The sequence below is a fragment of the Photobacterium sanguinicancri genome (assembly GCF_002265265.1).
Taxonomy (GTDB): Bacteria; Pseudomonadota; Gammaproteobacteria; order Enterobacterales; family Vibrionaceae; genus Photobacterium; species Photobacterium sanguinicancri.
On sequence record NZ_NOIF01000050.1, the window covers coordinates 15,864 to 27,375 of the forward strand.

Genomic DNA, 11,512 nt, shown 5'->3' on the forward strand with positions numbered 1-11,512 from the left:
TGTTTTACACTAAAAAACACTATTCAATAAAGATACTTACAACACTATTTTCAATAGCGACTTCAACGTTTTCCACATTCAAACCTTCACTCAAACGAACAATGCATTGTGTCGCAAGTTCCGGCATTAAAGTGCGGTTAATTATCTGCTCAATAGCTCGAGCACCCGTTTCAGGAGAATGGTTCTGGGCAATCAAGTGCTCTATTAGCGCTTCGCTGTAAGAGAAATTAGCGCCGTAATGGCTACGAACACGTTTTTCAATTCGGCCTAGTGATAAGCGGGCGATTTTTGTCATCTCGTCATGGTTTAACGGGAAGTAAGGCACAACCGTCGTTCGACCAATGAATGCAGGCTTGAAGAAATTCTGCAAAGCTGGGGAAATGGCTTGCGTTAATTCAGGGATGTTCGGACGTTCGATTTCACACGCATCAACAACAGCGCTATCAGCAGCATTCGACGTCATAATAATGATGGTGTTTCTAAAGTCGATTTCACGCCCTTCACTGTCTGAAATCGTGCCTTTATCAAAAATCTGATAGAAAAGATCGTGCACCCCAGGGTGAGCTTTCTCCATTTCATCCAGCAGCAGTACCGAGTAAGGGTTTTTACGTACTGCTTCTGTTAGTACACCGCCTTTGCCAAAACCAACATAGCCAGCAGGCGATCCCAATAGCATCGAGATTTTGTGCTCTTCTTTAAACTCTGTCATGTTAATGGTTGTGATGTTTTTCTCACCACCATATAACAAGTCAGTTAGCGCAAGTGCTGTTTCTGTTTTACCCACTCCGCTCGGGCCACACATAAGGAAGACACCAATAGGTTTACGTGGATCTGTCAGACCAGCACGCGACATACGGATCGCTTTTGAAATCTCTTCTATCGGTGCTTTTTGGCCAATCACACGCTGACCAATTTCTGACTCGATATTCAGCAAACGCTCAACTTCGTCTTTCACCATGTTTCCAACAGGGATCCCTGTCCATAGCGCAATCACTTCCGCAATTGTTTGCTTGTCTACTTGTGGGATCACAAGCGGTGCCTCACCCTGCTGCAGGCTCAATTCAGCCATCAAGGTTGCTAATTTTTTCTGCTCTTGGCTGTTAGCAACCTCCTCGCCAGCACTGAAGCGTTCAGAAATAATGCCTTGTAGCTCTACAATCTGATTCACAAGGTCTTTTTCAGTATTCCAGCATGACTCAAGTTCTGAGTATTCAGCCTCAAGCACTTCAATTGTCGCCTGTATAGCCTCAAGCTTGTCAGTACCATTTGCTAACATCGCATGTTCATGTGCACAGGACGTTTGCTCGCTTTTCGCATAGCGAATTTGTTCGGCAAGGTTATCTAACTTTTGTGGCAATGCACTTTGGCTCAGGCCAATACGCGAACACGCAGTATCGAGTAAGCTGATCGCTTTATCAGGTAATTGGCGTTCTGGTAGAAAGCGAACCGATAGCTTCACTGCTGCTTCTAGTGCTTCTTCTAAAATGGTGACTTTATGGTGCTTTTGCAGCCCTTTTGAAACACCACGCAACATTTGAATGGCATCTTTTTCATTAGGCTCATTAATAGCAACCAGTTGGAATCGACGCGTCAATGCGGCATCTGTTTCAAAGTACTGCTTGTACTCGGCCCAAGTGGTCGCAGCAATGGTTCTGAACTCACCACGAGCCAGTGCTGGTTTTAATATGTTTGCAGCATCGTTTTGGCCCGCTGTACCACCTGCACCAATTAAGGTGTGCGCTTCGTCAATAAAGACAATAATTGGACGCGGTGATTGCTTCACTTCTGCCAATACATCTTTTAGGCGATTTTCAAATTCACCTTTTATGCTTGCCCCTGCTTGAAGCAACGATAGATCAAGCGTACGTAACTCAACATCAATCAATGATGGTGGAACGTTACCGTCGATAATTTGTTGCGCTAATCCTTCAACAATTGCGGTTTTGCCGACACCAGGGTCACCCACTAAAATTGGGCTATTTTGACGACGGCGACATAGAATATCGATTGATTTACGGATTTCGGGGTTACGGCCAGAAATAGGGTCCAGCTTTCCAGAGCGGGCTGCTTCCGTTAAGTTATGAGTATACTTATCTAGCGCCGCAGTACTTACTTCCCCACCAAAGCTTTGCTCTGTTTGGTGATCTATTTGAGCGCTTGCTGATACCGCTGTTTTTGCTGCATGCTGTTTCAATGATTCCATCGAAACAGTATTCAGCCATGCAGCAAGTTCGCCGTTATAGCCGCCCAAATCAATGCGCTGCTTCAATACCATCAGCACATGGTAACCATTAACACTTACATTACTGTGGTTCAGCGATGCTAATAACCAACAGTCTTTTAATAACTCAACCAAAGATGGCGACAATGATGGTGCACTGTCGTTTCCACGAGAAAGGCTGTTAAAATAGCGTGTTAACCCTTGGATGATCTGTTCATTATCAATATTGCTTTGTTGAACGAGTGCTTTCCAGCCACTATCAGCATCGCTCATCAACTGATAAAACCAATGCTCAGACTCAATGCTAAAATGTGTCCTTGCCATACAATCACCCGCCGCCATTTCTAGCGCACTTTTCAGTGGTGGGGTTAATCGTTTGACCAAACTTTGTAATTCAACGTTGATCATGCTGTGTTCCTGTTATGTTTGAGTGGCATTACCACGTAATGTTGTTTTAATTGTTTAGGTGCAAGCCATGTCGATTGAGCCAAGCGAATATCCGTACCTTCTTTGCTGGAAAGCTGTAATCCAGGAAGGAAACGCCCACACACTTTCATCATCAGCTTCAATTTAATATCCGATCCCATGTAGTGGCGGACAAAACCATCGATCGCCTCAACCAAATGTTCGTCGTTTCTTATCTGCGTAAACTCTTTGCTGTTAGGTAACACTGTTACGACCAACTGCTGGAAAGCTGTCACGGCACTTTTACCAACTAAGGCGTCAAAACCTAATTGGTTATTTTGTCCGGACTTCCCTAACTTAGTAATGCAGCAAGGCAGTAATGGCTGGTGCTCGACCTCGCCGTAACAGACCTCGAACTCATACTCGAAATAATCGGTAAGCAGTTCGCCTAAGGTGTCTAAGCACGACAACTTGAGTCCCATGACACCGCTGTATTGCACTAGATGACGGCTAGATAACGTTGAATTGTTGCCTAAATCACCACTTAAATTGGCCAACATTTGGCTTAAAGCGACGTCATGGCGATTCCAACTAAAGTGTTCTTCTTCAGCCTGTAGTGCCAAGTTGTGCTTTATTTCAGTCTGGCTATGAAGACGGTAATGACGGTTACTAAAACCATCGAAGAAATCGATTAACGCACTGTTTCCTTGCTCGAACTCTTCTTTCAACGCCTCAATATAGATATGACGCGGCATCACGCCTTGACTGCCTGATAGTGACGGTAAATCACAGGTCAGTAGCCACTGATTTGCCCCTTCAAGCTCAACATCAACAATGTCCGATTGCTGATAAGCGGGTAACGTACAAGATGAAAAGCGAACAGATGGACGCTGCCCCAATTGTGCCGCTTGGTGCTTGATTAGCTGAACAGCCTGAGATAACCCAAATGAGTAAGGCGTTTCTCGCAACAAAGTCAGAGCAGATTTTTGCATCCTGACCTCCTTGGAAATACGCGGTGCTCCCCTTCTCTGCCGTCAAGCAAGATCACCACTTGTGTGAAACTGTTGAAGCCAGCAAAGTACGCAAAGAACTGATCAAGCAGCTGTGATAACAGCTCAACGCCGCCACCAAGTGCTTTACCGTTTAGGGTGATATAAATACGCGTCCCACTGGCAAAACAGCTTTTGCCTGAAATACGGATTGGGGCAACGACTTGCTCTTGTGCGAGCTTTACAATGGCTTCAACATACGCTGAGTTTTGAGAACTCTCATTATGGTTGTATAAATTCAGCATGGCTTTAAGCGCAGCAACAGGCTCATCAGCACCAAAAATGGCTTGATAATTGAAGTGCAAATGCGCCAATAATGGCCATGCATCTTGCTCTGTCGCTTTAATACGCACTTGGGGTTTTGGTCTTCTTAGCAGCGAAATATCAGCAGGTAATGAAATCGAATCATGACAATGAATATCACTACTCACAGACAATTGATTCGATAAATCACCGTTGGAACACGTGGCATTAATCAGCAAGGTATGTGCGCTTCCATTCGCGCTAATATGCTCAAGATCGGCAACACGTAGGTAACTATCTAACTGACGATCTTCAGCGTTCCACGCTTGCTTAAGTTGCCAACGTAAGCCTATCTCTGCACCTCGAAATTTTTCACCATACAAAGAAGGCACGGTTTTCACTTGTTGCTCGGTCACGTCTAACACGCTATCCACCGAGAATACTTGGAGTTGATCTTGCCCACCCACATCCAAAATAATGGGATATTGGCCTTGGCTAAAATCAACTTTCATCGGATCGGCCGTTAACGATTGCAAGTTAATGATTGGCGCACAAAACAAGTGGAAGTTTTCTAGTCCTAGACTACGTGCCAGCTCAATCGGCATGTCATCCATGAAAATCACAATCTTCATGGTGCTTTGCTTTACCGCTGACAATGCACCCGCCATATTCACTTTCATTGCATGGAAGCGTTCAGAGAACATGAAGAACTCCGTAAGCAATTTAAATCCACCAAAGCTACGAACGCTATATGGCAAGACATAATCACTAGCGTCAAAACCCACTGGTGACAACGCATCCACCCCAAGCTCAATAAAAGTGTCATCCAATCTGATACACACTTGGTTGGTACCGGCGAACAGGTAATCATAAAGACGCAACACCGATGCCGTTTCACCGCGCAAGAAAATAGGTAGCACGTCTAACGCTAAATCGGAGAAGAGTAACGTGGGATCCGTTGTTTCTAGCTCCAGCTCCAACATAGCTTTCGCTTGCTTAACACTTTTCGGCTTAGCAATATCAAAAGGCGCAATAGATACCTGTGCTGATTTAAGTGCAATTGGATATAAATCCACATCTTGGCACGTTCTATAAATAGCAGTATCAGAGTCGCTCTCTGCAATACCTAAATGTGTGCCTTTAGGTAATGTGTATCGCGCTGCAACTTCCTCATGGGGCTGCATTTTTACTAAGCTGTACGACGGAATTGGGCGCGTAAAATGAGGAAAGAGCAGCTGCAATAGGCTGTCGGTTAACTGTGGGTAGTTATCATCCAAACGCTGTTGGAGCTTGGCATTCATAAATGCAAAGCTTTCAATCAAACGGGTCACTTGAGGATCGTCAATCCCATCACCATTTATGCCTAACGTTTTCGCGACACCAGGGTGGCGGCGTGCGAAATAACCAGCATCTTTGCGAATGAAGGCTAACTCTTGTTCGAAATAATTAAGTAATGACTCAGACAAGGTTGGTCTTCCTTACATCTAAACTGCTGGTGGTAAAATCTAAACTCGAGTCAAAAACAACAACATCTTCACCAAAATCTGTGGTGACTGAGCCTTCAATTCGGAACTTAAGCTTATTGGTATCGATAGAGGCTTCATCTAGCTCGATATCAACATGTTTTAAACGAGGCTCGAACACTTGAATTAAGTGCTTAATTTCATGCAGCACAACAGTACTGTTTGCTCGATTTTGTGCGCGCATCGCGGTGGCCATCCCAAAGGTCGCAATAGAATCACGACTCTGTATTAGTAATGATTCTGCCCCCCAAATGGGTGCCCGTGACGAGAGTAACGATGACAGGTTTTCAATAATGGCATCACGCACACTGTCGACATCGTTATGCCACTCTCCTTTCATTTTGGCTAATAGGCTCATTCTGCGACCTCACCGAGCTTACGTGCTGACACATCGGTAAGCAGGACAATATGAGTATCTAACATTTCATACTGATACTGAGGCTGGAGGTGGATCTGACAACGGTACTTAGTGGAATCAAAACTGTCTTGCTTGAATGTCACGCTGGCTTGCTTTAATGGGTATCGAGCCATAATGGACTCATCGCCATAGTCAACACCGCTAATATAATTCTGAAGCCACTGCTCTAAATCGCGCTCACAAGTTGCAGCACTGTCAAAACTACCAATACGATCGCGGATTTGAGCTTTGATGTAATGCGCAAAACGACAGGCCATCAGGTTGGTTTGCAGCATGCCATTTACACGACTGGCTTCATCTGTTGGCTGCCACACAGATTGATTGCTAAAGAAGCCATTTTGATCGCTTAAATAAACACTAGAGATCGGCACAAGACCTTGCTCCGACCAGAAACTATCGTGCTCGCTGTAAATATTGATCCGCGCATCTATCGATAGCCGAACACGATTCAACATTGGGTCCTTTGATGACGACTGGCCAGTGGCTGGCGCATTCCCTGATACAGAAGCTGGCGCATTAATAATTGCGCCATAACTGCCTGATTCTTCATACGCACGTAAAAAACCAAACCAGCTAATGCGATCAAACTCTCGGATAACATTTGCAGCTAACAAATAGGCGGCATTACCCCACAGAACTGAACTATCGTTAGCTAATTCGGTAAAGACGAAACCCGCTTTGTAAGCTTGATAAGGTGAACGTAAACGGTATTCAGGTAATACAATATTTAAAAAACGACTTGAGCCACGCTGGCGTAATAATTGCCAACTCTGGAAATCTAAGCTGGTCAAAATACGTTTTATTCTCGCTTGATCGTGGACCAAGCGTGCGGGTTCATCACCGAAGAAGTATTGATCCAAACCCAGCGCTATTGGGCATAGCGAGCGTTCGCCCAGATCCGCCAGTAATTGCAATGTATATAAATCATCAAATGTTGCTTCTTCGTCCAAATCGAACTGAACAAGACGATCCGCAACCAGTAGCCCAAATGGCTGCCCACCAGCGGTATCAAGTTCTTTTGAATAGACTTTTTTATAAAGCGCACTATGCGAAAGATCAAAGGACTGATTTAGATCAGCCGATAACTCAGGCCAACTCACATCAATGAGTTTGATTTTAACTCGACGAGTAGAAACAGGTAGAAACGTCAGGTTTTGTACATTGGTCCAGCTTGCTTCAAGTTGTTTGAATGCAGGATCTTGAATAACGGCCGAAAGCTGATCACTTAATAGTCCATCTAGCTGACAAATTACTTTGCTCAGTAGTGCTTTAAACCCTGAAATATTTTGCTGTTTGGCATTGTCTAACAGCATTCGCCAAAGCCCTACATCTTGTAAGATGCTGGCGGATGATGTTGGAGTTGATGTTGTCATAAAAACCTCAAACCGAGGGAAGAAACCTCCCCTCGGAAATATTCGTTAGCCTGGAATGTTAGCTACCATGCGTAGTGATGATGTTAACTCTTCCATTTGTAACCAAGGGCGTAGGTATGCTACTGCAGAGTAACAACCTGGACGGCCGGCTTGCTCTTCAACGCTAACCTTAGCTTCAACAAGTGGGTGTGTTGATTTTGCTTCGTTACCAATCGCATTAGGGTTCACATACTGGTGAATCCAATCGCTTAGCTCTTTCTCGATGTTGGCAGGATCAAGGTTTGAACCAACGCGGTCACGACCCATTACTTTTAAGTACTGCGCGATACGGCTACTTGCCATTGTGTATGGCAGGCGAGCAGAAATTGCAGCATTAGCCGTAGCATCTGGATCTGTATACGTTTTTGGTTTATGCGTTGTTTGGGCACCCATAAACACGGCATAGTTGGTGTTTTTGTAGTGAACAAGAGGTAGGAAGCCAAGATCACTCAGCTCTTTTTCACGCTCATCAGTTAGGTTAACTTCTGACGGACATTGCTGAACAAGATCGCCAGCTGGCGTGTAGTAAGTAAAGTTAGATAGGTTTTCTACTTTACCGCCGTTATCTGTACCACGGATAGCCGTACACCAACCAAATTGAGTATAAGCTTGAGTCAGTAGCAGGCCGTATTCGTATGCTGCGTTGCTCCATACGAAATCATCTTGTGATTCAGGTACAGCATTGCCGTTTACATCCTGAGAAAGCTCTTCAAATTCAAAAGAACTTACTTTTACAGTTGCTTGGCCATAAGGAAGACGCGCAATTGTTTTTGGTAGCGTAAGAGCAACGTAACGTGAATCATCGCTTGCACGGAATGCATTCCAGCTTGCGTATGCTGGCGAATCAAAACCAGCAGCAACAGGCTTACCTTCAGAGAATGTTTCGAAAGAATCGAAATCAAACATGCTTGCGTTGGCAGCGGCAACAAATGGAGAATGCGACGCGGCAGCCACTTCACCCATGTAGCGAAGTAGCGCAACATCTTCGTCGCCGTAACCAAACTCGTAATCGCCAATTAGCGCACCGTAAGGTTGGCCACCCGCTGTACCGAATTCTTCTTGGTAAACCATAGTGAAGAAGCGGCTACGATCGATTGCTGGCGCATCTTCAAACTGCTCTAGTAGCTCATCTTTTGTGTAATCAGCTAGCTTGATTTTTAGATCAGGGCCAAGTTCGCTATTCTTAACGAGTTTTTGAAGACCTAACCAAGTCCCTTCCAGTTTCTGGAAATCTGGGTTTTTCATTACCGTAGAAAGCTGTTCAGAGATCTTCACGTCAAGCGCTGCGATCGCTTTCTCGATAGTCAGTGTAAGGTTTTTATCCCAAGTCACTGTACCTTCAAGTACTTGAGACGTTAGCACAGACAACAGTTCTTTTGTCGTATCTGCTGGTGTTTGTGTCGTTGCTGAAATAGCACGATCAAGGAAGTTTAGTTCACCTTCAGCCGCTTCTGCTTGTGGTGCTGCTTGTTGTTCAGTCGTCATTATTCTTCCTCCCCACCTTTAACACCTAGTTCTTCTGCTAGGTGTTGAATCGCATCTGTGCTTTGCAGTACTTCTTTTAGCAAGCGCTCTAAATCGCGAGAACGATCAGCTTTGCTTAGTAGTACTTTTAGTTGATTACGTGTTTCAACTAACTGCTTAAGAGGATCAATTTGCTCAACCAGGTTTTCTGGGTGGAAATCTTTCATTGATTGCAGTGAAATATTTACTTCAAATTGGCTATCATCGTTCGCCAATTTGTTATCTACTTTGTAAGACAGACTTGGGTTAATTTGGCCCATCACTGTGTCGAAGTTGTCTTTATCAACACCAGTAAACTCACGTTCTTCTAGGTCTACTTTTTCACTTTCTGGCTTGTGACCAGAAAAATCACCAATAACACCAACAACAAAAGGCAGTTCTTTTGTTTCTGTTGCGCCATTAGTTTCTACATCGTAAGTAATGCTTACGCGGTTTTTGCTTACACGCTTATGTTGCGAGTTGAGAGCCATACTTCCCTACCTATAAATATTCAAAAATAATCAATGGGTTTAATGCGCTACATTGCTGTAGCGCATTAAGGACGATTATTTAGCGCCAGACAGAAGTTTGCCTTGCGGTACATGGTAAGAAACTAGACCGCCGTCAACCATCTTACCGCCGTCAGCTTCATGCTTATGCTTCTGATCAAGCTGAATGTAAGAAAGTGAAATGCTTTCAAATGGTTGAGAACCATCACTACCACTTACGTTGTAAGAAACTAGACGTGCTTTTTTCAGACCAACTTGGAAGTAAATCTCAGCACCAGAACCATCGCGTGCAGGCTTAGTAAATACGATATCGATGTCTTTACCTTCTGCGCCAGGGCTGAATAGGAAAGACAATAGATCTTCAGATGCGCCATCAACTTCTTTCGTGATGTTTACTTCGCTCATCGCAACCATGCCTGAATCAGCATTGTTGCCGTTACCGATGTCCATCGCTACTTGACGCACTGCGCCCCAGCTGTATGAATTTAGAGCGAACCAACCGTCTTTTGGTAAACCTTCAACCGTTGCGCCGCCCTCAACCTTTACACCTTCTACGCGCATATAGATGCTCGCCATAATATTTCCTCTCTTCTTTTATGTTTAAATACAGGTCGATTACCACAGCGAGTCGCTGTTGGACGTTACTTCCTGTTCCTTTTGTTGTTCTTTTTCCGGCTCTTCCTGCACAACAGGCGAACTTGGCTCAACAGGTACTGGCGTAACTGCCGTCATCACTGTGGCCGAAGGTTGAACCTTTTGTCGCTCAGGTAAATGTGTTTGGCCGTCTTCGTCCAAACCAGATAAATTGAATACGCGATTAATCGTGTCTTGTTGATCGGAAAGCAGCTCACTCATCAGCTCAGGCAGAGATAGATATCCCCACCGAATCGCTTTCTCTAACAAGTATGAAACTGGGCTATGTGGCTCTGTTTTTTTGAAAAACTCAGCAAGTTCACGCATTTGATAAAATGCTTGATCACGGTTTTGTACTTGAGCATTTGCAACCGTAGTAAATGACACTGGTGTGACAGTCTGAGCCGATGCAACAACAGCAACTGAGTCAGAGTTTACAATCGTCATCGCAGTGTCTGCCCCATCGTTATTATTCGGCATGGTTGCTTCTTCAACTTGCGTTGCTTCATTCACAGGTGCAGTTTGCGCGTCTGATTCAGGCTTGATCGCCGAAATATACTCAACCACATGAAGTAACTTACCCAATAGCCCCAATACAAATTGGAAACTAGGTGCCGGCAGTAAAAACTCTTGGCAATGCTTTTTAACAACCGCTTCTATACCTGCTAGGTTTGTACGCAAAGACGCCAAATTATTGACCAATGTCGAAACTTGACTACGATTACTCATCGCAATGCTTTGGTAAGTTTGTCTGACCTCTGCAAGGTTGCCTTTGCGTTCTTCACTTAAATAACGTGAGTAATCTAAATCACTAATTAATGGCAACATGAGTAGTGGCGAATAAAGTAACGAGCTATCTTCCGACTCACCGACTAATTGAACAAACGCCTTTAACTTAAATTCTGCTATTTCTTTTTGCTTAGCAAAGTCATCCGATGCCTTAATCTTCCCATCCGGTAAAATTGGATGAAGGACAGGCCAATGATCCTCTACCAAGAATTTAAACCAAGAACTAAAGTGACTAGCTGTATTTATGCTGGGATCGATAATGATTTGTGCAGTAAGCATCCATGAGGCTAACTCAACGTCTCGCGAAGATGTTTTAAAAACGTCAAAGAGACTATCTGACAGGACTGACCAATTTTGTAAGTTGCTTTCTTGTAATGCATCAACCTCAGTTGGATCTGGTGTTTGAATCAGCTGACGTTGAGATGTTTGTGCGAGGTTAAACTCATTCCTTAAAGGTCTGAATACTTGTCTTTCAGATTTAAGGTAAGTACCACAAAATTGCTCATCGCTGATAGCTTGAGATAGGTTTTCAATCTTATCTTCAGTAAAGCGCACAGTATCCCTTTATTATTAATTGTTATTGGAATTCTTCATTTGAATAACCACCACCTACAAACAGCCTGAAAGTATGCCGCAATCTAGCAAGGGAATGATTATTAAGCTGGTTTTAAGAACAAAATTAAAAATAGTGTTTGTTTCGATTTTCACGATATCTTGTTTTCAAAAAGATAGAAACATAATTTTACTGGTACAATCAGGGGACAAATGGATGAATTATTCCACATGGAAATAAAGCCAGACAAAAAA

General features: G+C 43.9%; 9 protein-coding genes. All 9 read right to left on the reverse strand.

The genetic code is table 11. The features are described from left to right. Nucleotides 1-19: 19 nt before the first annotated feature. On the reverse strand, nt 20-2,629 hold the full coding sequence (gene tssH, locus ASV53_RS09940) for a type VI secretion system ATPase TssH (RefSeq protein WP_062690612.1): 2,610 nt from the start codon (nt 2,627-2,629) through the stop codon (nt 20-22). After that, nucleotides 2,626-3,618, reverse strand: coding sequence for a type VI secretion system baseplate subunit TssG (locus tag ASV53_RS09945; RefSeq protein ID WP_094956980.1), 993 nt, complete (start codon nt 3,616-3,618; stop codon nt 2,626-2,628). The genes tssH and ASV53_RS09945 overlap by 4 nt, the downstream gene beginning before the upstream one ends. Continuing rightward, nucleotides 3,600-5,384 carry a type VI secretion system baseplate subunit TssF gene (tssF, locus tag ASV53_RS09950; RefSeq protein WP_094956981.1) on the reverse strand — a complete coding sequence of 595 codons (1,785 nt, stop codon included), beginning with the start codon at nt 5,382-5,384 and terminating at the stop codon, nt 3,600-3,602. Before tssF ends, ASV53_RS09945 begins: the two co-directional genes overlap by 19 nt. Next, nucleotides 5,377-5,799: a type VI secretion system baseplate subunit TssE gene (gene tssE, locus ASV53_RS09955; RefSeq protein WP_094956982.1), complete on the reverse strand. Its 423-nt coding sequence runs from the start codon at nt 5,797-5,799 to the stop codon at nt 5,377-5,379. The genes tssF and tssE overlap by 8 nt, the downstream gene beginning before the upstream one ends. Beyond that, nucleotides 5,796-7,232, reverse strand: coding sequence for a type VI secretion system contractile sheath domain-containing protein (locus ASV53_RS09960; protein WP_205049196.1), 1,437 nt, complete (start codon nt 7,230-7,232; stop codon nt 5,796-5,798). The genes tssE and ASV53_RS09960 overlap by 4 nt, the downstream gene beginning before the upstream one ends. A gap of 45 nt (nt 7,233-7,277) precedes the next feature. Continuing rightward, nucleotides 7,278-8,756, reverse strand: coding sequence for a type VI secretion system contractile sheath large subunit (gene tssC / locus ASV53_RS09965; RefSeq protein ID WP_094956983.1), 1,479 nt, complete (start codon nt 8,754-8,756; stop codon nt 7,278-7,280). Next, nucleotides 8,756-9,265 (reverse strand): type VI secretion system contractile sheath small subunit, encoded by a 510-nt coding sequence (gene tssB, locus ASV53_RS09970; protein ID WP_094956984.1) that lies wholly within the window; start codon nt 9,263-9,265, stop codon nt 8,756-8,758. The genes tssC and tssB overlap by 1 nt, the downstream gene beginning before the upstream one ends. 75 nt (nt 9,266-9,340) lie before the next feature. Next, on the reverse strand, nt 9,341-9,859 hold the full coding sequence (locus ASV53_RS09975) for an Hcp family type VI secretion system effector (protein ID WP_062690607.1): 519 nt from the start codon (nt 9,857-9,859) through the stop codon (nt 9,341-9,343). A gap of 39 nt (nt 9,860-9,898) precedes the next feature. Further along, nucleotides 9,899-11,260, reverse strand: a complete 1,362-nt coding sequence (locus ASV53_RS09980) for a type VI secretion system protein TssA (RefSeq protein WP_094956985.1) — start codon at nt 11,258-11,260, stop codon at nt 9,899-9,901. Between the last annotated feature and the right edge of the window lie 252 nt (nt 11,261-11,512).

Bases quoted from the DNA above. Each gene is read 5' to 3' on its own strand.
- tssE (WP_094956982.1), bottom strand. From the start codon at position 5,799: ATGAGCCTATTAGCCAAAATGAAAGGAGAGTGGCATAACGATGTCGAC.
- tssH (WP_062690612.1), bottom strand. From the start codon at position 2,629: ATGATCAACGTTGAATTACAAAGTTTGGTCAAACGATTAACCCCACCA.
- ASV53_RS09975 (WP_062690607.1), bottom strand. From the start codon at position 9,859: ATGGCGAGCATCTATATGCGCGTAGAAGGTGTAAAGGTTGAGGGCGGC.
- tssC (WP_094956983.1), bottom strand. From the start codon at position 8,756: ATGACGACTGAACAACAAGCAGCACCACAAGCAGAAGCGGCTGAAGGT.
- tssB (WP_094956984.1), bottom strand. From the start codon at position 9,265: ATGGCTCTCAACTCGCAACATAAGCGTGTAAGCAAAAACCGCGTAAGC.
- ASV53_RS09960 (WP_205049196.1), bottom strand. From the start codon at position 7,232: ATGACAACATCAACTCCAACATCATCCGCCAGCATCTTACAAGATGTA.
- ASV53_RS09945 (WP_094956980.1), bottom strand. From the start codon at position 3,618: ATGCAAAAATCTGCTCTGACTTTGTTGCGAGAAACGCCTTACTCATTT.